Origin of the sequence: Shewanella sp. GD04112, from assembly GCF_029835735.1 — a bacterium.
Classification (GTDB): domain Bacteria; phylum Pseudomonadota; class Gammaproteobacteria; order Enterobacterales; family Shewanellaceae; genus Shewanella.
Genome location: NZ_JAOEAL010000001.1, coordinates 240,390 through 259,565, shown reverse-complemented (window position 1 = coordinate 259,565; position 19,176 = coordinate 240,390). Strand labels below are relative to the sequence as shown.

Sequence of the window (19,176 nt, the reverse complement as noted above, 5' to 3'; positions counted from 1 at the left end):
CCCCAACTATTGCGCGGTAGCTAATTTCGCTTTTTCAGCTTGTGGCTTAACCGTAGCCGCCACTTTTGAGCGATAGCGTTTATCCGATGCGGCAAAGAAACCACCGACCATCATGAATATTGCTCCAAACCATAACCAGCGAACAAATGGCTTGTAGTTCAAACGCACAGCAAACTCGGTGCTGCTGATTGGGTCGCCCATGGTGACATATAAGTCACGGAACAGACCCCAATCGATACCCGCTTCGGTCATGTCCATAGTACGCACATTGTATTGGCGACGATCAGGCTTGAGTAACGTCAGCAGTTTATCGCCTTTGTAGATCTCAATTTGACCTTGTTGCGCGGTGTAATTAGGACCGACGACGTTCTTAGTCTCGAGATACTTAAAGGTATAACCCGCAAGCTCTTGACTCACGCCTGGGCCCATACGCACACTCTTCTCAACCGAGTAGTTCGATACCATAGTGGCACCAATCACCGACACGGCAATACCTAAGTGGGCTAAGATCATCCCTAGTTCGCTGCGGCCCATACGTGCCACGCTCACTTCACCCTCTTTTGGCTTAACGATGTTGTACGCGGCTCTTGCCGTCGCTAACACAATCCAAGACGCGGCAGCGATACCACAGGCAACCCAAGCATTAAACGCACCATCAACAATAAATGGTGTCACGATACCAATCGCTGCAGAGACTAATGCTGGCACCAGTAATTGACGCTTGAGCTCACCGGCTTTGGATTTCTTCCAACGGATGATTGGACCGACACCCATAAAGCCAAACAGTACAAGGACGATAGGCACAAACACAGCGTTGAAGTATGGAGGTCCAACAGAAATCTTACCCATGCCTAAGGCATCGATCAGCAGTGGATATAGAGTTCCTAACAACACAGTACCCGCTGCAACCGTGAGTAACACGTTACAGACTAACAGCATGGTTTCTTTTGATTTCAGCTCGAAACGTGCAGGGCTGCTCATTTCACTGGCGCGGAAGGCGAACAGCGTGAGTGAACCACCAATCGCTAGACCCAGTAGTAACAGAATGAACATACCGCGGCTTGGATCGGCTGCAAACGAGTGTACTGAAGTCAATACACCAGAACGCACGATAAAGGTGCCGAGTAAGCTTAAAGAGAACGCGAAGATAGACAGTAATACGGTCCAGTTACGGAACGCACCACGTTTTTCGGTCACGATCAGTGAATGCACTAATGCTGTACCGACTAACCAAGGCATAAAGGAAGCGTTTTCTACGGGATCCCAGAACCACCAGCCGCCCCAGCCCAATTCGTAGTATGCCCACCAAGAACCTAATGCAATACCGCCTGTGAGGAAAATCCAAGCGGCTAAGGTCCAAGGACGTGACCAACGTGCCCAAGCAGAGTCAAGGTGACCACTCATGAGAGCGGCAATCGCAAACGCGAAGCTTACCGAGAAGCCCACATAACCTAAGTACAGCATAGGTGGATGGAAGATTAAGCCCACGTCCTGCAGCATTGGGTTTAAGTCACGACCTTCGGCTGGCATTGGGAATAGGCGTTCAAATGGGCTAGAGGTGAGTAGCATAAATAAGCTGAAGCCAATCACGATCAGCGCCAGTACCGCTAAAACCCTAGCGGTGAACACTTCTTCTAAGCCTTTACTGAATAAGGCAACCGAAGCCGCCCAGGTCGATAGCGCAAACACCCAGAACAGCAGTGACCCTTCATGACCGCCCCATACGGCCGCAATCTTAAAGAAGATAGGTAACTGGGAGTTCGAGTGATGTGCCACATAGGCAACGGAGAAGTCATCAACGGCGAAGCTGTAACCAAGAGATACTACGGATAAAGCGATAAAAAAGAACATTCCGTAGGTTAACGGCCAAGCATACCTCACTAGATATTGGTCTTTACGGGCAACACCTATAAGGGGAACGCTGACTAATAAGAAGGCGAATGCCACTCCTATAATCAGCGAAAAGTGTCCAAGTTCTGGGATCATGGGTTTTCCTCAGTCTCTAATAATATGTTGATTTAGAAAGACTCTAGACCAACGCACAACATGCTGTTCACACAAATGCACGAAATTTTGTTCATTTTAGTATTTGCTATTGTTCCTGTCTGCCTCTTTCATACAAAACTGGGTGACTTGTCTCATTCTCGATTTTTGTCGAAATGGAGCCATCACAGGCCTACAGTTTTGCATGTGACAGATAAATGAGCCTTAAGTTTCATACAAAATTTACCTGATGGATCAATTTGTGAACCAGTGCCCAACTCTCAGTTTTCACTGCGTTGAAGGTCTTATATTACTGTTCAATGAATAATCTTTACGTATAATCTTGCTTCCAAGCCGGCGGTAACAACCGCTTTTATGCAAACTAAAGTGAATATAGAAACAATGACGACATTTTGGATTTTTATTGCGCTTGTTGTGTTGGTCAGCTTAACGCTGATCTGGATCCCGCATTTCAGACAGCAAAAGTTGTTACGCACTGAAGAAGCCGGCGTTCGCAGACAAACTAACCTTGAATTGTTCAATGAACGTCTTGCCACTCTTGAGAAAGAACTCAATGAAGAACTGCTCGACCAAGCTGAATTTGATGCGCTGAAGAAAGAGCTAGAAATCAGCCTGCTCCAAGACATCAAACAAGCGAGCGATGATTCACTCGTCAACCAGATCAAACCTAAGAGCATTTTATGGCCATCGGTCATGTCGGTCTGCTTGATTGCGATTTCAGGTTACCTCTATCAGCACTTGGGTGCCTTTGAGAATATCGGCAACACTCAACCTGCTAACCCACATGCGGGTATGGACGCGGCGCAAATCATGGCGCAGCGCGTACAGATGATGGAAGCTCAAATACAAGCCGAACCTGAAAACAGCCAAGCTTGGTTCAGCCTAGGTCACGCTTATATCTCTGCTAACCAATTCGATAAAGCTGTAGCAGCCTTCGATAAGGTGATGGAATTAGTCGGTAAACACGCTGAATTAATTGGTCCAAAAGCAACAGCCTTGTACTATAAAGCGGGTCAGCAAATGACACCGCAAATTCAAGCCTTAATCGATGAATCTTTAGCATTAGATCCACAGGATCCATCAACCTTACTGCTCGTGGGTATGGATGCTTTCTTCACCGCTAACTATCAAAAAGCCATTGATTCATGGCAAACCATTCTCAATAGCGACCGCACCGATGTAGACCGTGCCGCGCTGATGAATGCCATTGAAACGGCAAACCTGCGTATGCAAGGCGAAACCGCTGGCATGCCAAACGATGATGTCCACAAGCAGGCAAAAGTTGCGACTAAGTCTGTAAGTATTGCGATTTCAATTTCACCTGAACTGGCCGCACAAGCTGGCCCTGATGACACTATCTTCGTCTTCGCCCGTGCTACTGAAGGTCCTAAAGTGCCATTAGCGGCAACTAAGGTGAGCGCAAAATCTTTACCGGTAACAGTAACGCTCGATGACAGCACGGGTATGGGTGGCGATGTGAAACTGAGCCAAACTGCGAGTGTTGAAGTGATTGCGGTGTTGTCTAAGCATGGCAATATCAAACCTCAAGCAGGTGATATTCAAGGCAAGGTCAGCAAAGTGAATGTGGGTGACACTGCAAGCTTAGTGTTAGATACCCAAGTGCAATAAATTATCCGCACCTAGCGCTAAGTTTCGGCTTAGCGCAGACATAAAAAAACCGGCTAATGCCGGTTTTTTTAACACTGCAAAAATTACTGAGCTTTAGACATAAACTCGATAGCTGCTTTGTAATCTTCGTCAGTACAATCAGTACACATACCACCTGGTGGCATTGCGTTTAAGCCAGTTTTTACACTGTGTAACAGAGTGTCCATACCTTTTGCTAAGCGTGGTTCCCACTCAGCAGCGTTGTGCGCCTTTGGAGCACCAGCAACACCCATGCTGTGGCATACGGTACATGCCTTGTTGAAAATAGCTTCAGCATCTTGAGCTGAAACGTTGACTGACATAGTCAAAGCAGCGACTGCAGTCATTGCTAACAGTTTTTTCATGTTCAATGTTCCTAATGCAAATACGTACAAAGCTCTCGCTGCCCTTTGAGGCAGACTCATTATAGCGAACTAAGATTACTACAAACTTCAATAAATCTCATCTTTTTGTGATTAGAATCTCAGCACAAATGATATAAGGCGACAAGCGTGACAAATTCGTTAATATATTAGCAAGTATTAAAAAAGTTCGATTAGTTCGAGAAATATTGCGGTTATTGGAACCACATCAAATTGCTGACATCTAGTATTAAGCAAGTGTAAACCCCGCAATATCGTTTGTGTTAGAATCACTTGTGTTTCCTTCCGGCTTGAGATAGAGGGTTCAGTGACAAATATAACTTCAGTAAACACACTGGTATCGGCGAGCAAGCTGACATGTATCCGCGAAGAACGCATCCTGTTTGATGAATTAAGTTTTGATATTAATGCTGGCGATATCGTCCAGATCGAAGGCCCAAATGGCGCCGGCAAAACCAGTTTATTACGTATATTGGCAGGCTTATCTCGTCCCTACGCTGGACAAACTTTTTATCTCAATGAAGATATTAACCGTTGCCGCGACGAATATAACGAAGACCTATTGTATTTAGGCCATCTTGCCGGGGTGAAATCCGAATTAACCGCTGAAGAAAACCTTAACTTCAATTTAAGAATCAGTGGCTATGATGATTTCGATACTTCCGCCATTCTCGCTAAAGTGAATTTAGCCGGGTTTGAGGAAGCTCTCGCCGGGCATTTATCCGCTGGTCAACACCGCCGTACAGCACTAGCCAGACTCTGGCACAATGACTGTAAAGTGTGGATCCTCGATGAGCCTTTTACCGCAATCGATAAAAGAGGTGTCGAAGAGCTTGAACAGTTATTTATTCAACATGCGGATAATGGTGGCTGCGTGATCCTCACCACTCACCAAGATATGGGCATTATCAAAGATGATAGGCTTCGTAAAATTCGTCTAGATTATCGCTTCGTATAAGGTTTGGCATAATGAAAAGAGGCATCAGCTTTACCCAAGCGTTTTTAACATTACTGCAGCGGGATCTAAAAATCGCCATTCGTCACCGCGGCGATATCTTTAATCCCTTGTTATTCTTCATCATGGTTGTGACTCTATTCCCTTTGGGAATTGGTCCTGAACCACAAATGCTAGCCCGTATTGCTCCTGGGATTATTTGGGTTGCGGCATTACTGGCGTCTATGCTTTCACTCGAGCGTCTATTTAAAGCCGACTTTAGCGATGGCAGCTTAGAGCAAATGCTACTCAGCCCACAGCCACTCTCGGTATTGGTATTGGCCAAAGTATTAGCCCACTGGCTACTGACTGGCGTGCCACTGATTATTATCGCGCCCTTGCTGGCGGTGCTGCTCAATTTAGACGCCAACAGTTATGGTGCGCTGATTGCAACACTCGCACTGGGCACACCAGTATTATCCCTCTTAGGCGCAATTGGTGTGGCCCTAACCGTGGGTCTGCGTAAAGGCGGCGTGTTACTGAGTCTGCTTATTTTACCACTTTATATTCCTGTGCTGATTTTCGCGACCAGCGCCATAGATGCTGCAGGAATGAATTTACCCTATGATGGTCAGCTCGCTATAATTGGCGCCATGTTGATCGGTTCGTTAACCTTAGCACCCTTTGCAATTGGTGCATCTCTGCGAGTGAGTACTAACTAAAATGTGGAAATGGTTACACCCTTACGCGGATCCTGAGCGCGCTTACAAATTATCAGGAACATTATTTCCATGGTTTGCCACCTTAGCCTGCCTTTTTATTGCCGTCGGCACGGTATGGGGATTAATGTTTGCTCCAACAGATTATCAACAGGGCGACAGCTACCGGATTATCTTTATCCATGTTCCAGCAGCCTCAATGTCAATGGCCGCCTACATGGGTATGGCGACAGCCGCATTTATCGGCCTCGTATGGCAAATTAAACTGGCTGATTGGGCCGCCGCATCCATTGCACCTATTGGTGCCGTGATTACCTTTATCGCCCTCTTTACTGGTGCGACTTGGGGTAAGCCCATGTGGGGGACTTGGTGGGTATGGGATGCGCGTCTAACGTCTGAATTAGTTCTGCTATTCCTCTACTTGGGCGTTATCTCGCTCTATGCTTCCTTCGAAGACAAAGTGCTGGCAGCACGTGCAGCAGGGATCTTAGCGATCGTCGGCGTGATCAACATTCCGATCATCAAATACTCGGTTGAATGGTGGAGCTCTCTGCATCAACCATCAACTATCAAAATTACCTCTAAATCGACTATGTCGAGCGAAATGTTATACCCACTTTTAATCAATATTTTAGGTTTCGGCCTTATGATAGGGGCTATCACAATTGTGAGATTTAGAGCAGAAATCTTAGCAAGAAACGGCATGCGCCCTTGGGTGCGTGAACTTGCTAAAGCTGAGGAGGTCAAATAATGCAATTCGATTCTATCAGTGATTTTTTCAACATGGGTGGCTATGCCTTTTATGTATGGCTTGCCTATGGCGTGACCTTCTTCTGTTTATCGACGCTGATCATCACTAGTGCGCGCCAAAAGCGCAAAGTACTGATTGAAATCGCGAAGAAGATGAACCGCGAAGAACGCCTTAAAGAGACTAGGAGTACCAAATCGTGAACCCAAGACGCAAAAAGAGACTGACGTTAGCTGTAGCATTAATCGGTGGCGTAGCCGCGATTGCTTCGCTTCTGCTGTATGCGCTGAACTCCAACTTAAACTTATTCTATACACCGTCGGAGATCGTACACGGTAAAACCGATACCGGTGTTAAACCCGAAGCGGGCCAACGTATTCGCGTAGGCGGTATGGTAACGGTTGGTTCTATGGTGCGCGATCCAAACAGCCTGCACGTGCAATTTGCCGTGCATGACTCATTAGGTGGCGAAATTCTCGTGACCTATGACGATCTGCTGCCGGATCTGTTCCGCGAAGGCCAAGGTATTGTGGCACAAGGTGTATTAGGTGAAGACGGCAAATTGGCCGCAACCGAAGTACTGGCTAAGCATGACGAAAACTACATGCCGCCAGAAGTGGCCGAAGCCATGGGCCAAAAACATGAAAAGTTAGATTACAGCCAGCAAAAATCGGCGGCGCAATAATCGCCATGCTGTAAATTTAGATAAACAAAGAGCCTCTTCGGAGGCTTTTTTATTGTCCATTCACAATTAACGGCTGAACTATACTCAAGACAGTTTTCCAGCAGGACGCTGTCTATGAATGTGATTAAGCCATTTAACAAAAGATGGCGACTGTTGCTACTCCTAATGCTCACCAGTCACCCGCTGATGCTCTACGCTGCTAAAGTGGTGGTTATCGAAAGTTACCATCAAGGCTATCAGTGGGATAAAGAATACTATCAAGCCATTACCGATAAACTGACACCACAACATCAAGTTAGCCACTTTGAGATGGACACTAAGCGCTTAGCTAAAGAGCGCTACGCCGAGCGTGCAGAACTCGCTTGGCAATTTATTGTGGAGCAACAACCACAACTTGTGATCCTTGCCGATGACAACGCCGTTCATTATCTCCATAAACGCCTCAATCACGGCCAAATTCCCGTGGTTTACCTCGAGGTGAATATGAATCCTCGGGAATACCATTTAAATGAACATAGACGCTTCACAGGCGTGCTAGAGCGCCCCTTACTCAAGCGTTCCTTACTCTTACTCGAGAGATTATTGCCACAAGCCAAGCATCGTAAAATCCTAGTGCTCTTCGATGGCAGCAATACTTCGAAAATCGCGGCCGAGTACATCAGTAAGCAACCATCAAGCATGTTAAGTGATATCGAAGTTCACATTCTCCAGCTAGCCCAATTAGCAGAGTGGCAACAACAAGTCAGAGCGGCAAAGGATAATGGTTATAGTGCAATTGTAGTGGCGCTGTATCACGCAGTCAGAGATGAACACGATCAATCAGTGGATGCCGATAACTTGCTCGAATGGATTGCTAACCACACGCCGGTGCCGAATTTCGGCTTTTGGGGATTTAGCATCTATGCCAATGGCAATCTAGGTGGCTATGTGCTCGATGGCTATCATCATGGCTCAATCGCTGCGGACATGGCCCTTAGAATACTCACAGGAGAAAAGCCTGAGAACATCTTCCCTATCACGGATGCTCTTGGCCAATATCGATTTAGCCGTGCAGCGATAAAGAAATGGCAACTCAAACTGCCAAAGGAAATTGAGAAACAAACGACTTGGGTTGATTAAAGAAGAAACGCTAAAAACAAAAAAACCGGGCTTAGAGCCCGGTTTTTCAATCTTTGTAACCTTAATTACTCAGCAGCTTCAACTTCAACAGCTTGAGCAGCTTCTGGACGACCTACTAGCTCGATGTAAGCCATTGGGGCTTTATCACCAGCACGTAAACCGCACTTAAGGATACGGGTGTAGCCACCAGGACGTTCCTGGTAACGTGGACCCAATTCAGTGAATAACTTACCTACGACTTCAGCGTCGCGAGTACGTGCAAACGCTAAACGACGGTTTGCAACGCTGTCACTCTTAGCAAGTGTTATCAGAGGCTCAACTACGCGACGCAGTTCTTTCGCTTTAGCTACGGTTGTCTTGATGATCTCATGACGAACCAGTGAGCTTGCCATGTTACGGAACATAGCTTGGCGGTGGCTGCTGTTGCGGTTAAGTTGACGACCACTCTTACGATGGCGCATGACCTAATCCTTATAACCTAAATCTGTACAAACCTGAGACTTATAGGTCGTCTGCTAAACTAGCTGGAGGCCAGTTTTCCAGACGCATACCTAACGACAGTCCGCGAGAAGCTAAAACGTCCTTAATTTCAGTAAGAGACTTCTTACCTAAGTTAGGGGTCTTCAGCAGCTCAACTTCAGTACGCTGTACCAGATCTCCGATGTAATGAATCGCTTCGGCTTTCAAACAGTTAGCCGAACGTACAGTTAGCTCTAAATCGTCGACAGGACGCAACAGAATCGGATCGAACTCCGGCTTCTCTTCTTTCATTTCTGGCTCAGTCACGTCGCGCAGCTCAACAAACGCATCCAGCTGTTCAGCTAAGATGGTTGCAGAACGACGGATAGCTTCCTCAGGATCGATAGTACCGTTAGTGGTCATATCGATAACGAGTTTATCCAAGTCAGTACGCTGTTCAACACGAGCTGCTTCTACATTGTAGGCAATACGTGCAACTGGCGAGAAAGAAGCATCAACCAGCAAACGGCCGATTGGGCGATCATCGTCTTCAGTCTGTGCACGAGCAGATGCTGGCACATAACCACGACCACGCTCAACGCGAATACGCATGCTGATATCATTGTTACCTGTTAAATGACAGATAACATGATCAGGATTCACGATAGTGACATCACCATCATGCGTGATATCTGCTGCGATGACAGGGCCTGCGCCGGACTTGCTTAATGTAAGCATAGCCTCGTCTTTACCCTCGATAGTCACTGCTAACCCTTTCAGGTTCAGCAAGATTTCAAGGATATCTTCTTGTACGCCTTCCTTACTGCTGTATTCGTGCAGTACGCCGTCAATCTCGACTTCGGTAACCGCGCAGCCGGGCATAGACGACAATAGGATGCGACGCAACGCGTTACCTAAAGTGTGGCCGAAACCACGCTCAAGCGGTTCCAAAGTAACCTTGGCACGTGTTGAGTTAACCTGCTCGATATCAACGAGACGCGGTTTAAGAAATTCTGTAACAGAACCCTGCATTGTGTCCTCTCTTGTTTGTTAGCCTTACTTAGAGTAAAGCTCGACGATCAGCTGTTCGTTAATTTCCGCAGACAAATCGCTACGTTCTGGAATACGCTTGAAAGCACCTTCCATTTTCGCGCTGTCGACTTCAACCCATGTAGGCTTCTCGCGTTGAGCAGCCACTTCTAAAGCCGCTTTGATACGAGCTTGAGTGCGTGACTTTTCACGGATGCTTACAACATCATTCGCAGACACTTTGAATGACGGAATGTTAACAACACGACCGTTAACCATAATTGATTTATGGCTTACTAGCTGACGTGATTCTGCACGAGTCGCACCGAAACCCATACGATAAACAACGTTATCTAAACGAGTTTCTAAAAGTTGCAACAGGTTCTCACCAGTGTTGCCTTTCAGACGTGCAGCCTCTTTGTAGTAGTTACGGAATTGCTTTTCTAACACACCGTAAATACGACGAACTTTTTGTTTTTCGCGTAACTGTAAACCGTACTCTGACAGACGTGGCTTACGAGCGCCATGCTGTCCTGGTGCAGATTCCAGTTTACACTTTGAATCGATTGCTCTCACACCGCTTTTTAAGAAAAGGTCAGTACCTTCTCGGCGGCTGAGCTTGAGCTTGGGACCCAAGTATCTTGCCATGATCTTTCTCCAACTATCCTAATGAAACGCGTTATACACGACGCTTTTTAGGAGGACGACAACCATTATGAGGGATCGGCGTCACATCGGTAATGTTGGTAATTTTATAACCAACAGCGTTCAGCGCACGAATGGCTGATTCACGACCTGGACCTGGACCCTTCACAAACACTTCAAGGTTTTTTAAACCGTAGTCTTGAGCAGCAGCACCTGCACGCTCAGCAGCTACCTGTGCAGCAAATGGCGTAGATTTACGTGAACCACGGAAACCTGAACCACCTGAAGTAGCCCATGACAACGCATTACCTTGACGATCTGTAATGGTGACAATTGTGTTGTTGAAAGAAGCATGGATATGAGCCATGCCATCTGCAACCTGTTTACGTACGCGCTTACGCGGAGAACGTGACGGAACTTTAGCCATTGTCTACCTTCCCGTTACTTCTTGATTGGTTTACGTGGACCTTTACGCGTACGCGCATTGGTCTTAGTACGTTGCCCACGAAGAGGCAGGCTACGACGATGGCGGAGACCACGATAGCAACCAAGGTCCATCAGACGCTTGATGTTCATGGAAATCTCACGACGTAAGTCACCTTCTACTAAGTATTTGGCAACTTCTTCGCGTAGGGTGTCGATTTGAGCTTCGCTCAATTCCTTGATCTTAGCAGTTTCAGCAATTGACGTAGCTGCGCAGATTGCTCTAGCGCGAGTACGGCCGATGCCGAAAATTGCAGTCAATGCGATGACTGTATGCTTTTGATCAGGAATGTTAATGCCAGCGATACGGGCCACTATGCACTCCTTAAGTTAAAGGCCAACTGCGAAAAGCCCGAAAGGATACTCGACAGTTGACAGATTTGCAAACAATATTTTGTTCAGCCCAAAACTGGGCTGAACAATCTTTCAATTAGCCTTGACGCTGTTTGTGTTTTGGTTCAACACAGATAACGCGTACAACGCCACTACGCTTGACGATCTTGCAGTTACGGCAGATCTTCTTCACGGAAGCTCGAACTTTCATTTCATCACTCCGTAAAGCTACTTAGCGACCAAAGCGATCTAAGTTCGCTTTGTTTACTAGGTTAGCTTTCTTCATCACAGACTCATACTGATGTGACATCATATGGGTCTGAACCTGAGCCATGAAGTCCATGATTACGACTACCATAATTAGTAGTGAAGTACCGCCAAAATAGAACTGTACTTTCCACGCAATTAACATGAACTCCGGAATTAAACAGATAAAGGTAATGTATAACGCGCCAGCTAATGTCAGGCGAGTCATTACTTTATCAATGTAACGCGAAGTCTGTTCTCCAGGACGGATCCCAGGGATGAATGCACCACTCTTCTTCAGGTTATCTGCTGTTTCACGTGGGTTAAATACCAACGCAGTATAGAAGAAACAGAAGAAGATAATCGCTGCTGCATACAATAATGAGTAAAGCGGTTGTCCTGGTGACACGGCCAGTGAAAAATCACTTAACCATGACATAGACTCATTTTGACCAAACCACTGAGCCAGTGTGCCTGGGAACAAAATGATGCTTGACGCAAAAATTGGAGGAATTACACCCGCCATGTTTATTTTCAGCGGCAAGTGAGTAGATTGCGCAGCGAATACCTTACGGCCTTGCTGGCGCTTAGCGTAGTTAACAACGATACGACGTTGACCACGTTCTACAAACACCACGAAATAAGTCACAGCAAAAATAATTACCGCGAGCAACAACAATACTAACACATTCAGGTCACCTTGACGCGCCTGCTCAGCCGTTTGGCCGATAGCGGAAGGTAATCCAGCAACAATACCTGCGAAAATTAAAATCGAGATACCGTTACCTATACCTCGTTCGGTAATTTGCTCACCTAGCCACATGAGGAACATGGTTCCTGTTACTAAGCTCACAACCGCAACAAAGTAGAAACCGAATCCAATGTTGACCACTAGGCCTGGGACTAAGTTTGGTAACCCTGTTGCAATACCGATCGACTGGAATGTACCCAGCACCAACGTACCCCAACGTGTGTACTGACTGATTTTTTTACGTCCAGACTCGCCTTCTTTTTTCAATTCAGCGAGTGCTGGATGCACCACAGTCAATAACTGCATGATAATCGATGCCGAAATGTACGGCATGATACCTAATGCAAAGATAGAAGCACGGGAAAGAGCACCACCCGAGAACATGTTAAACATGCCAAGGATGGTACCTTTTTGCTGAGCAAACAGCTCTGCTAATACAGCTGCGTCAATACCAGGAATTGGCACAAACGAACCGGCTCTAAAGACGATAATCGCACCAATCACGAACAGGAGGCGAGCTTTCAATTCAGAAAGTCCACCTTTCGCGCTTTTTAAATCAAGTCCTGGTTTTGCCATCGACGTATTATTCCTCGATCTTACCGCCAGCAGCTTCAATAGCTGCACGTGCACCTTTGGTTACCTTCAGACCTTTTACGGTCACTGGGCGCTCAATGGTACCTGAAAGAACGATTTTCGCAAACTGGATGTTGCGAGTAATAACGTTCGCATCTTTCAGAGCGTTTAAGTCGATAACATCACCGTTAACTTTAGCCAGTTCGAGTACACGAACTTCAGCTGTTACCATAGCGCGACGCGAGGTAAAACCAAATTTAGGTAAACGGATCTTAAGTGGCATTTGACCACCCTCGAAGCCTGGGCGTACACCGCCACCGCTACGAGATTTTTGGCCTTTGTGACCACGACCAGCAGTTTTACCTAAACCTGAACCCATACCACGGCCTACACGCTTTGGTGCATGCTTAGCGCCTGCAGCTGGAGATAGAGTATTTAAACGCATCTATTAATCCTCCACCTTAACCATGTAGTAGACCTTGTTGATCATACCGCGAACTGAAGGAGTATCTTCTAATTCAACAGTGTGACCAATGCGACGCAGACCAAGACCAGTTAAGGTCGCACGGTGCTTTGGTAAACGACCGATAGCACTTTTAGTCTGAGTAACTTTTACAGTTTTAGTTGCCATGGTGCATTACCCCCGAATTTCGTCAACATTCAGGCCACGCTTAGCTGCGATTTGCGAAGGTGACTTCATGTGCACCAGAGCATCTACAGTCGCGCGAACGATGTTGATCGGGTTAGTAGAACCGTATGCTTTTGACAGAACGTTATGAACGCCTGCTACTTCCAATACGGCACGCATTGCGCCACCGGCGATAATACCGGTACCCTGTGATGCTGGTTGCATGTATACACGTGAACCAGTATGACGACCTTTAACTGGGTGATGCAGAGTGCCTGCATTCAACTCAACGGTCACCATGTTACGACGGGCTTTTTCCATAGCTTTTTGAATCGCTGCTGGAACTTCGCGCGCTTTACCATAGCCATAGCCGACCTTACCGTTACCATCACCCACTACTGTTAGTGCAGTGAAGCTAAAGATACGACCGCCCTTAACTACTTTAGAAACACGATTAACTGCAATTAATTTCTCTTGCAGATCGTCTTTTTGCTGAGCTTCTAATTTAGCCATTTTTATAACCCCTTAGAACTGGAGGCCAGCTTCACGAGCAGCATCTGCCAGAGCAGCTACACGACCGTGATACTTGAAACCAGAACGATCGAACGCAACAGTAGTTACGCCTTTCTCGATCGCGCGTTCAGCAATAAATTTACCTACTGCTTTAGCCGCGTCTACGTTACCGGTACTCTTCAGTTGCTCTTTAACCGCTTTTTCCACGGTTGAAGCAGCTGCCACCACCTGAGCTTCAGGATTGATCACCTGAGCATAAATGTGACGCGGTGTACGATGTACAACCAGACGGTTCACGCCCAGCTCTTGGATCTTCTTACGAGCGCGAATAGCGCGACGTAAGCGAGATGTTTTCTTATCCATATCGCGTTACCTACTTCTTCTTAGCCTCTTTACGGCGTACTTCTTCGTCGTCATAGCGAACACCCTTGCCTTTGTATGGCTCTGGTGGACGGTATCCGCGAATCTCAGCAGCGACTTGGCCAATTAACTGCTTATCAACGCCACGTAGGACGATGTCAGTTTGGCTTGGACACTCTGCAGTAACGCCTGCGGGCAGTTTGTGTACTAACGGATGAGAGAAACCTAAAGTCAGGTCAATGTCAGAACCGACGAGCTTCGCACGGTAACCAACGCCAACTAACTTTAACTTACGCTCAAAACCTTGAGATACACCAACAACCATGTTGTTTACTAATGCACGTGTGGTTCCAGCCTGTGCCCAAGCGCCAACAGCGCCTTCAACAGGTAGGAACTTGATCACGCCATCTTCAATAACAACATTGACCGCATTGTTGATCACTCGAGTCAGACTTCCTTTCGCGCCTTTGACGGTCAGGGTCTGTTCGTTTAAGGTCACCTCTACGCCAGCTGGAATAGATACTGGTGCTTTTGCTACACGAGACATTCCTAGCTCCTTATGCTACGTAGCAGATAACCTCGCCACCCATGCCTGCAAGGCGGGCGGCACGATCAGTCATCAGGCCTTTAGAAGTGGACACAATTGCGACACCCAGTCCGCCCATCACTTTTGGTAACTCGTTTTTACCTTTGTAAATACGAAGACCAGGACGGCTTACGCGCTGGATAGTCTCAACGACTGGTTGGCCTTGGAAATACTTTAAAGTGATTTCCAGTTCAGGCTTGGCTTCATCTGCTACGGCGTAATCAGCGATGTAACCTTCTTCTTTAAGCAGTTTCGCAATAGCGACTTTCAGCTTAGCAGAAGGCATCTTCACAGATACTTTGTTAGCAGCTTGGCCGTTACGAATACGGGTTAACATATCCGCAATAGGATCTTGCATGCTCATATTAGCTTACTCCGTGACAAGTGCTTACCAGCTAGCCTTACGCAGGCCAGGAACTTCACCACGCATGGTTGCTTCACGTAACTTGATACGGCTTAAACCGAACTTACGCAGGAAACCATGTGGGCGACCAGTTTGATTACAACGATTGCGTTGACGCGATGCGCTGGAATCACGTGGTAGAGCTTGCAGCTTTAATACTGCGTCCCAACGGTCTTCGTCAGAAGAAGCTGGATTTGCAATAATTGCTTTCAGAGCAGCGCGCTTTTCAGCGAACTTAGCTACGAGCTGTGCACGCTTTGCTTCACGTGCTTTCATTGATGTTTTTGCCATTACGCTACCCTTATTTCTTGAATGGGAAGTTAAAAGCGTCTAACAAAGCACGACCTTCTTCGTCAGAATTCGCAGAGGTAGTGATAACAATATCCATACCGCGAATTTTATCGATTTTATCGTAATCGATTTCTGGGAAAATGATCTGCTCACGCACGCCCATTGCGTAGTTACCACGGCCGTCGAACGCTTTAGCGCTCAGACCACGGAAGTCACGAATACGTGGGATTGCGATGTCAACTAAACGCTCTAAGAATTCCCACATACGCTCACCGCGCAGGGTCACTTTACAGCCAATAGGGTAGCCTTCACGGATTTTAAAACCAGCAACTGATTTACGAGCAACAGTCACTACTGGTTTTTGACCAGCGATTGCAGTCATGTCACGAACAGCATGTTCCATAACTTTTTTGTCTGCAACGGCTTCGCCAACACCCATGTTCAGGGTGATTTTCTCAATCCGAGGGACTTGCATGACACTGGTATAACCGAACTTTTTAGTCAGTTCAGCGACAACAGTCTCTTGATATTTATCATGCAGTTTCGCCATCGTTTACTCCAGTTACTTAACGAGTTCACTGTTCGATTTAAAGAAACGAACTTTTTTGCCGTCTTCAAATCGGAAACCAACACGATCCGCCTTGCCAGTGACAGGGTTAAAGATCGCAACATTTGATGCTTGAATCGGTGCTTCTTTCTCAACAATACCACCGGCTACACCCAGTTGTGGGTTTGGCTTTTGGTGTTTCTTGACAAGATTGATGCCTTCAACAATTAACTTACCAGTAGGTAATACTTGAGCAACTTTAGCGCGTTTGCCCTTGTCTTTACCTGCTAATACGATTACTTCGTCTTGACGACGGATTTTAGCTGCCATTTTGAAGCTCCTTACAGTACTTCTGGTGCCAGCGAGACAATCTTCATGAACTGCTCAGAGCGCAATTCACGTGTCACTGGTCCAAAGATACGAGTGCCAATCGGCTGCAGGTTGTTGTTCAGAAGAACTGCTGCATTCCGATCGAAGCGAATGACAGAACCGTCTGGACGACGTACGCCTTTCTTAGTACGGACTACCACCGCGTTATACACATCACCTTTCTTCGCTTTAGCGCGAGGAATTGCTTCTTTAACAGAAACCTTGATGATGTCGCCGATACCGGCATAACGACGATGAGAGCCACCCAAGACCTTAATACACTGAACTCTGCGTGCGCCGCTGTTACATGCGACGTCAAGAGTCGATTGCATTTGGATCATTTTAAGTGCTCCGCTATCGTTACTACACAATTCCCACAATTGGGACTATAAACACCATTTTTGCTTTGAATTTAGTCAAAAATGGCGCGCAAATATAACACCATAAATATGGAATGTATAGTATTAAAAAACAAACGGCCCCAAATACTGGAGCCGTTTACCTAAATACCTAATATAATTAGGCCTTTGATACTACTTCAACCAGAGTCCAAGATTTAGTCTTAGACAGAGGACGACATTCGCGGATCGCTACTACATCGCCTTCGTTGCACTGATTAGCTTCATCGTGTGCATGGATCTTAGTCGTACGCTTAATGTACTTCCCATAGATTGGGTGTTTCACTTGGCGTTCGATAGCTACAGTAATGGTTTTATCCATTTTGTTGCTTGTCACACGACCTTGCAAAGTACGGATTTTATCAGACATTATGCACCCGCCTTAGAAGTAATAATGGTCTTAACGCGCGCAATGTTACGGCGCACTAATTTCAGTTGATGAGTCTGAGTCAACTGACCAGTGGCGTGTTGCATACGCAGGTTGAACTGCTCACGCAGCAGACCAAGTAGTTCAGCGTTCAGTTCTTCAACGCTCTTTTCTCTTAGTTCGCTCGCTTTCATTACATCACCGTCTTAGTTACGAAGGTAGTCTTAATTGGAAGCTTGGCAGCAGCTAAAGCAAACGCTTCACGAGCGATCACTTCAGAAACACCATTCATCTCATAAAGAACCTTACCAGGTTGAATCTGACATACCCAGTATTCAACGTTACCTTTACCTTTACCCATACGCACTTCAAGAGGCTTAGAGGTAATTGGTTTGTCCGGGAAAACTCGAATCCAAATTTGTCCCTGACGCTTAATGTGACGTGTCATGGCACGACGTGCAGATTCGATCTGACGAGCAGTTAAACGACCACGGCCGACTGCTTTCAGACCAAAAGTACCAAAGCTAACTTCGGTACCGTTCGCTAGACCGCGGTTGCGGCCTTTGAACATCTTGCGAAACTTCATACGTTTAGGTTGCAGCATTGCCGGCTCTCCTATTTACCACGAGGCTTGCGCTTAGGTTGCTGCTGTTTCGGCTCTTCAATCTGTGGCAGCATTCCGTCCAGAACTTCACCTTTGAAGATCCAAACTTTAATACCAATCACACCGTATTGAGTGTGACTTTCAGAGGTTGAATAGTCGATATCAGCACGCAGTGTATGCAAAGGTACACGACCTTCACGGTACCACTCAGAGCGCGCAATCTCAGCACCGCCTAAACGGCCACTAACTTCAACTTTGATACCTTGAGCACCAATACGCATTGCGTTTTGTACTGCACGCTTCATAGCGCGACGGAACATAACACGACGCTCTAATTGCTGTGCAATTGAGTCAGCAACTAACTTGGCATCTAGCTCAGGTTTACGGATCTCAGCGATGTTAATTTGAGCAGGAGTGCCAGCCAGTTTTGAAACTGCAGCACGTAATACTTCAACGTCTTCACCTTTCTTACCGATCACAACGCCTGGACGGGCAGTGTGAATAGTAACGCGGATGCTTTTCGCTGGGCGTTCGATAACAATCTTAGATACTGATGCAGCTTGCAGTTTGTCTGCAAGATACTTACGCACTTCCCAGTCGCTGTTCAGGTTATTTGCATAATCTGACTTATCTGCGTACCAGGTAGAGATCCAAGGCTTGGTGATACCCAGACGGATACCATTAGGATGTACTTTCTGTCCCATTGCTCTCTCCTAGCGATCTGATACAACCACAGTGATGTGGCTGGTACGCTTCATGATACGATCAGCGCGGCCTTTAGCACGTGGCATGATACGCTTCATAGTTGGACCCTCGTCAACGAAGACGGCGCCTACTTTTAGCTCATCAATGTCAGCGCCTTCGTTGTGTTCGGCGTTTGCGATAGCTGAGTCAAGTACTTTTTTAACCAGTACGGCGGCTTTCTTTGGGCTGAAAGTCAGAATTTCGAGGGCCTTAGCAACAGGCAAACCACGAATTTGATCAGCAACTAGACGAGCCTTCTGCGCAGACGTACGGGCAAAACGATGTTTAGCTAAAACTTCCATCTTATTCCTCCCGTATTAACGCTTCTTCGCTTTCTTATCAGCAGCATGGCCGCGATAAGTGCGAGTTGGTGAGAATTCACCAAGTTTGTGGCCGATCATTTCGTCAGTTACGAACACAGGAACGTGCTGACGACCATTATGGACAGCGATGGTCAAACCAATCATATTTGGAATGATCATAGAGCGACGTGACCAAGTCTTAATAGGCTTCTTGTCACCTGCTTCCATCGCTTTCTCTACCTTCTTCAGCAAGTGCAGGTCAATGAAGGGACCTTTCTTGAGAGAACGTGGCATGGCGAATCCTCT

32 protein-coding genes are annotated in these 19,176 nt (G+C 46.6%); 7 read left to right on the top strand and 25 right to left on the bottom strand.

Going from position 1 to position 19,176, the window contains the following annotated elements; genetic code table 11:
• Nucleotides 1-6 precede the first annotated feature (6 nt).
• The gene (locus N7386_RS01230; protein WP_011715475.1) at nt 7-1,986 is read right to left on the bottom strand and encodes a heme lyase CcmF/NrfE family subunit; all 1,980 of its coding nucleotides are present in this window, start codon (nt 1,984-1,986) and stop codon (nt 7-9) included.
• A 399-nt stretch (nt 1,987-2,385) separates the two neighbouring features.
• Here N7386_RS01230 and ccmI point away from each other — a divergent pair, with 399 nt between their 5' ends.
• Nucleotides 2,386-3,633: a c-type cytochrome biogenesis protein CcmI gene (gene ccmI, locus N7386_RS01225; RefSeq protein WP_089066699.1), complete on the top strand. Its 1,248-nt coding sequence runs from the start codon at nt 2,386-2,388 to the stop codon at nt 3,631-3,633.
• Between the two features lie 83 nt (nt 3,634-3,716).
• Here the strand turns inward: ccmI and N7386_RS01220 are convergent, their stop codons facing one another.
• On the bottom strand, nt 3,717-4,016 hold the full coding sequence (locus N7386_RS01220) for a c-type cytochrome (RefSeq protein ID WP_011621040.1): 300 nt from the start codon (nt 4,014-4,016) through the stop codon (nt 3,717-3,719).
• A gap of 325 nt (nt 4,017-4,341) precedes the next feature.
• On the opposite strand from N7386_RS01220, the gene ccmA reads away from it, so the two are divergent.
• From ccmA to N7386_RS01190, 6 genes are all read left to right on the top strand, one after another.
• Nucleotides 4,342-4,992: a cytochrome c biogenesis heme-transporting ATPase CcmA gene (gene ccmA, locus N7386_RS01215; RefSeq protein ID WP_086904164.1), complete on the top strand. Its 651-nt coding sequence runs from the start codon at nt 4,342-4,344 to the stop codon at nt 4,990-4,992.
• An 11-nt stretch (nt 4,993-5,003) separates the two neighbouring features.
• Nucleotides 5,004-5,690, top strand: coding sequence for a heme exporter protein CcmB (gene ccmB, locus N7386_RS01210; protein ID WP_011715472.1), 687 nt, complete (start codon nt 5,004-5,006; stop codon nt 5,688-5,690).
• Between the two features lies 1 nt (nt 5,691).
• Complete coding sequence (locus N7386_RS01205; RefSeq protein ID WP_011715471.1) at nt 5,692-6,438, top strand: heme ABC transporter permease; 747 nt, start codon at nt 5,692-5,694, stop codon at nt 6,436-6,438.
• Nucleotides 6,438-6,638 carry a heme exporter protein CcmD gene (ccmD, locus tag N7386_RS01200; protein ID WP_011621036.1) on the top strand — a complete coding sequence of 67 codons (201 nt, stop codon included), beginning with the start codon at nt 6,438-6,440 and terminating at the stop codon, nt 6,636-6,638. Before N7386_RS01205 ends, ccmD begins: the two co-directional genes overlap by 1 nt.
• Nucleotides 6,635-7,120: a cytochrome c maturation protein CcmE gene (ccmE, locus tag N7386_RS01195; protein ID WP_011715470.1), complete on the top strand. Its 486-nt coding sequence runs from the start codon at nt 6,635-6,637 to the stop codon at nt 7,118-7,120. Before ccmD ends, ccmE begins: the two co-directional genes overlap by 4 nt.
• 114 nt (nt 7,121-7,234) lie before the next feature.
• Nucleotides 7,235-8,239, top strand: a complete 1,005-nt coding sequence (locus N7386_RS01190; RefSeq protein WP_011715469.1) for an ABC transporter substrate binding protein — start codon at nt 7,235-7,237, stop codon at nt 8,237-8,239.
• 65 nt (nt 8,240-8,304) lie between these two features.
• Here N7386_RS01190 and rplQ read toward each other — a convergent pair whose 3' ends face one another.
• The 23 genes from rplQ to rpsS form a co-directional block, all read right to left on the bottom strand.
• Entirely contained in the window at nt 8,305-8,700 is a 396-nt protein-coding gene (gene rplQ / locus N7386_RS01185; RefSeq protein ID WP_011621033.1) for a 50S ribosomal protein L17, read from the bottom strand.
• 40 nt (nt 8,701-8,740) lie between these two features.
• Nucleotides 8,741-9,730 carry a DNA-directed RNA polymerase subunit alpha gene (gene rpoA / locus N7386_RS01180; protein ID WP_011070632.1) on the bottom strand — a complete coding sequence of 330 codons (990 nt, stop codon included), beginning with the start codon at nt 9,728-9,730 and terminating at the stop codon, nt 8,741-8,743.
• 24 nt (nt 9,731-9,754) lie between these two features.
• Nucleotides 9,755-10,375 (bottom strand): 30S ribosomal protein S4, encoded by a 621-nt coding sequence (gene rpsD / locus N7386_RS01175; protein WP_011715468.1) that lies wholly within the window; start codon nt 10,373-10,375, stop codon nt 9,755-9,757.
• Between the two features lie 31 nt (nt 10,376-10,406).
• Nucleotides 10,407-10,799, bottom strand: a complete 393-nt coding sequence (rpsK, locus tag N7386_RS01170) for a 30S ribosomal protein S11 (protein ID WP_006083577.1) — start codon at nt 10,797-10,799, stop codon at nt 10,407-10,409.
• 14 nt (nt 10,800-10,813) lie between these two features.
• Complete coding sequence (gene rpsM, locus N7386_RS01165; protein WP_011070630.1) at nt 10,814-11,170, bottom strand: 30S ribosomal protein S13; 357 nt, start codon at nt 11,168-11,170, stop codon at nt 10,814-10,816.
• A gap of 115 nt (nt 11,171-11,285) precedes the next feature.
• Nucleotides 11,286-11,399 carry a 50S ribosomal protein L36 gene (gene rpmJ, locus N7386_RS01160; protein WP_006083579.1) on the bottom strand — a complete coding sequence of 38 codons (114 nt, stop codon included), beginning with the start codon at nt 11,397-11,399 and terminating at the stop codon, nt 11,286-11,288.
• Nucleotides 11,400-11,420: 21 nt separating this feature from the next.
• Complete coding sequence (gene secY, locus N7386_RS01155; RefSeq protein ID WP_011621032.1) at nt 11,421-12,761, bottom strand: preprotein translocase subunit SecY; 1,341 nt, start codon at nt 12,759-12,761, stop codon at nt 11,421-11,423.
• Between the two features lie 7 nt (nt 12,762-12,768).
• Entirely contained in the window at nt 12,769-13,203 is a 435-nt protein-coding gene (gene rplO, locus N7386_RS01150) for a 50S ribosomal protein L15 (protein WP_011070628.1), read from the bottom strand.
• Between the two features lie 3 nt (nt 13,204-13,206).
• Nucleotides 13,207-13,389, bottom strand: coding sequence for a 50S ribosomal protein L30 (gene rpmD / locus N7386_RS01145; protein WP_007644440.1), 183 nt, complete (start codon nt 13,387-13,389; stop codon nt 13,207-13,209).
• 6 nt (nt 13,390-13,395) lie between these two features.
• The gene (gene rpsE, locus N7386_RS01140; protein ID WP_007644438.1) at nt 13,396-13,899 is read right to left on the bottom strand and encodes a 30S ribosomal protein S5; all 504 of its coding nucleotides are present in this window, start codon (nt 13,897-13,899) and stop codon (nt 13,396-13,398) included.
• A 12-nt stretch (nt 13,900-13,911) separates the two neighbouring features.
• Nucleotides 13,912-14,262, bottom strand: a complete 351-nt coding sequence (gene rplR, locus N7386_RS01135) for a 50S ribosomal protein L18 (RefSeq protein WP_011715467.1) — start codon at nt 14,260-14,262, stop codon at nt 13,912-13,914.
• Between the two features lie 10 nt (nt 14,263-14,272).
• Nucleotides 14,273-14,806, bottom strand: coding sequence for a 50S ribosomal protein L6 (gene rplF, locus N7386_RS01130; protein ID WP_011715466.1), 534 nt, complete (start codon nt 14,804-14,806; stop codon nt 14,273-14,275).
• Between the two features lie 10 nt (nt 14,807-14,816).
• The gene (gene rpsH / locus N7386_RS01125; protein WP_007644434.1) at nt 14,817-15,209 is read right to left on the bottom strand and encodes a 30S ribosomal protein S8; all 393 of its coding nucleotides are present in this window, start codon (nt 15,207-15,209) and stop codon (nt 14,817-14,819) included.
• A gap of 24 nt (nt 15,210-15,233) precedes the next feature.
• The gene (gene rpsN / locus N7386_RS01120; RefSeq protein ID WP_011621030.1) at nt 15,234-15,539 is read right to left on the bottom strand and encodes a 30S ribosomal protein S14; all 306 of its coding nucleotides are present in this window, start codon (nt 15,537-15,539) and stop codon (nt 15,234-15,236) included.
• A gap of 10 nt (nt 15,540-15,549) precedes the next feature.
• Complete coding sequence (gene rplE, locus N7386_RS01115; protein WP_011715464.1) at nt 15,550-16,089, bottom strand: 50S ribosomal protein L5; 540 nt, start codon at nt 16,087-16,089, stop codon at nt 15,550-15,552.
• A gap of 12 nt (nt 16,090-16,101) precedes the next feature.
• Nucleotides 16,102-16,416, bottom strand: coding sequence for a 50S ribosomal protein L24 (gene rplX, locus N7386_RS01110; protein WP_011070623.1), 315 nt, complete (start codon nt 16,414-16,416; stop codon nt 16,102-16,104).
• 11 nt (nt 16,417-16,427) lie between these two features.
• Complete coding sequence (gene rplN, locus N7386_RS01105) at nt 16,428-16,796, bottom strand: 50S ribosomal protein L14 (RefSeq protein WP_011715463.1); 369 nt, start codon at nt 16,794-16,796, stop codon at nt 16,428-16,430.
• Between the two features lie 178 nt (nt 16,797-16,974).
• Nucleotides 16,975-17,223, bottom strand: a complete 249-nt coding sequence (gene rpsQ / locus N7386_RS01100; RefSeq protein ID WP_011070622.1) for a 30S ribosomal protein S17 — start codon at nt 17,221-17,223, stop codon at nt 16,975-16,977.
• Entirely contained in the window at nt 17,223-17,414 is a 192-nt protein-coding gene (gene rpmC / locus N7386_RS01095) for a 50S ribosomal protein L29 (protein ID WP_007644429.1), read from the bottom strand. The genes rpsQ and rpmC overlap by 1 nt, the downstream gene beginning before the upstream one ends.
• On the bottom strand, nt 17,414-17,824 hold the full coding sequence (gene rplP, locus N7386_RS01090; RefSeq protein ID WP_006083593.1) for a 50S ribosomal protein L16: 411 nt from the start codon (nt 17,822-17,824) through the stop codon (nt 17,414-17,416). The genes rpmC and rplP overlap by 1 nt, the downstream gene beginning before the upstream one ends.
• 11 nt (nt 17,825-17,835) lie before the next feature.
• Complete coding sequence (gene rpsC / locus N7386_RS01085; protein WP_011070621.1) at nt 17,836-18,528, bottom strand: 30S ribosomal protein S3; 693 nt, start codon at nt 18,526-18,528, stop codon at nt 17,836-17,838.
• Between the two features lie 9 nt (nt 18,529-18,537).
• The gene (rplV, locus tag N7386_RS01080; protein WP_006083595.1) at nt 18,538-18,870 is read right to left on the bottom strand and encodes a 50S ribosomal protein L22; all 333 of its coding nucleotides are present in this window, start codon (nt 18,868-18,870) and stop codon (nt 18,538-18,540) included.
• Between the two features lie 15 nt (nt 18,871-18,885).
• On the bottom strand, nt 18,886-19,164 hold the full coding sequence (gene rpsS, locus N7386_RS01075) for a 30S ribosomal protein S19 (RefSeq protein ID WP_006083596.1): 279 nt from the start codon (nt 19,162-19,164) through the stop codon (nt 18,886-18,888).
• Between the last annotated feature and the right edge of the window lie 12 nt (nt 19,165-19,176).

Coding starts and splice junctions, on each gene's coding strand:
- N7386_RS01230 (WP_011715475.1), bottom strand. CDS start 1,986: ATGATCCCAGAACTTGGACACTTTTCGCTGATTATAGGAGTGGCATTC.
- ccmI (WP_089066699.1), top strand. CDS start 2,386: ATGACGACATTTTGGATTTTTATTGCGCTTGTTGTGTTGGTCAGCTTA.
- N7386_RS01220 (WP_011621040.1), bottom strand. CDS start 4,016: ATGAAAAAACTGTTAGCAATGACTGCAGTCGCTGCTTTGACTATGTCA.
- ccmB (WP_011715472.1), top strand. CDS start 5,004: ATGAAAAGAGGCATCAGCTTTACCCAAGCGTTTTTAACATTACTGCAG.
- N7386_RS01205 (WP_011715471.1), top strand. CDS start 5,692: ATGTGGAAATGGTTACACCCTTACGCGGATCCTGAGCGCGCTTACAAA.
- ccmD (WP_011621036.1), top strand. CDS start 6,438: ATGCAATTCGATTCTATCAGTGATTTTTTCAACATGGGTGGCTATGCC.
- N7386_RS01190 (WP_011715469.1), top strand. CDS start 7,235: ATGAATGTGATTAAGCCATTTAACAAAAGATGGCGACTGTTGCTACTC.
- rplQ (WP_011621033.1), bottom strand. CDS start 8,700: ATGCGCCATCGTAAGAGTGGTCGTCAACTTAACCGCAACAGCAGCCAC.
- rpoA (WP_011070632.1), bottom strand. CDS start 9,730: ATGCAGGGTTCTGTTACAGAATTTCTTAAACCGCGTCTCGTTGATATC.
- rpsD (WP_011715468.1), bottom strand. CDS start 10,375: ATGGCAAGATACTTGGGTCCCAAGCTCAAGCTCAGCCGCCGAGAAGGT.
- rpsK (WP_006083577.1), bottom strand. CDS start 10,799: ATGGCTAAAGTTCCGTCACGTTCTCCGCGTAAGCGCGTACGTAAACAG.
- rpmJ (WP_006083579.1), bottom strand. CDS start 11,399: ATGAAAGTTCGAGCTTCCGTGAAGAAGATCTGCCGTAACTGCAAGATC.
- secY (WP_011621032.1), bottom strand. CDS start 12,761: ATGGCAAAACCAGGACTTGATTTAAAAAGCGCGAAAGGTGGACTTTCT.
- rplO (WP_011070628.1), bottom strand. CDS start 13,203: ATGCGTTTAAATACTCTATCTCCAGCTGCAGGCGCTAAGCATGCACCA.
- rpmD (WP_007644440.1), bottom strand. CDS start 13,389: ATGGCAACTAAAACTGTAAAAGTTACTCAGACTAAAAGTGCTATCGGT.
- rpsE (WP_007644438.1), bottom strand. CDS start 13,899: ATGGCTAAATTAGAAGCTCAGCAAAAAGACGATCTGCAAGAGAAATTA.
- rplR (WP_011715467.1), bottom strand. CDS start 14,262: ATGGATAAGAAAACATCTCGCTTACGTCGCGCTATTCGCGCTCGTAAG.
- rplF (WP_011715466.1), bottom strand. CDS start 14,806: ATGTCTCGTGTAGCAAAAGCACCAGTATCTATTCCAGCTGGCGTAGAG.
- rpsH (WP_007644434.1), bottom strand. CDS start 15,209: ATGAGCATGCAAGATCCTATTGCGGATATGTTAACCCGTATTCGTAAC.
- rpsN (WP_011621030.1), bottom strand. CDS start 15,539: ATGGCAAAAACATCAATGAAAGCACGTGAAGCAAAGCGTGCACAGCTC.
- rplE (WP_011715464.1), bottom strand. CDS start 16,089: ATGGCGAAACTGCATGATAAATATCAAGAGACTGTTGTCGCTGAACTG.
- rplX (WP_011070623.1), bottom strand. CDS start 16,416: ATGGCAGCTAAAATCCGTCGTCAAGACGAAGTAATCGTATTAGCAGGT.
- rplN (WP_011715463.1), bottom strand. CDS start 16,796: ATGATCCAAATGCAATCGACTCTTGACGTCGCATGTAACAGCGGCGCA.
- rpsQ (WP_011070622.1), bottom strand. CDS start 17,223: ATGTCTGATAAAATCCGTACTTTGCAAGGTCGTGTGACAAGCAACAAA.
- rpmC (WP_007644429.1), bottom strand. CDS start 17,414: ATGAAAGCGAGCGAACTAAGAGAAAAGAGCGTTGAAGAACTGAACGCT.
- rplP (WP_006083593.1), bottom strand. CDS start 17,824: ATGCTGCAACCTAAACGTATGAAGTTTCGCAAGATGTTCAAAGGCCGC.
- rpsC (WP_011070621.1), bottom strand. CDS start 18,528: ATGGGACAGAAAGTACATCCTAATGGTATCCGTCTGGGTATCACCAAG.
- rplV (WP_006083595.1), bottom strand. CDS start 18,870: ATGGAAGTTTTAGCTAAACATCGTTTTGCCCGTACGTCTGCGCAGAAG.
- rpsS (WP_006083596.1), bottom strand. CDS start 19,164: ATGCCACGTTCTCTCAAGAAAGGTCCCTTCATTGACCTGCACTTGCTG.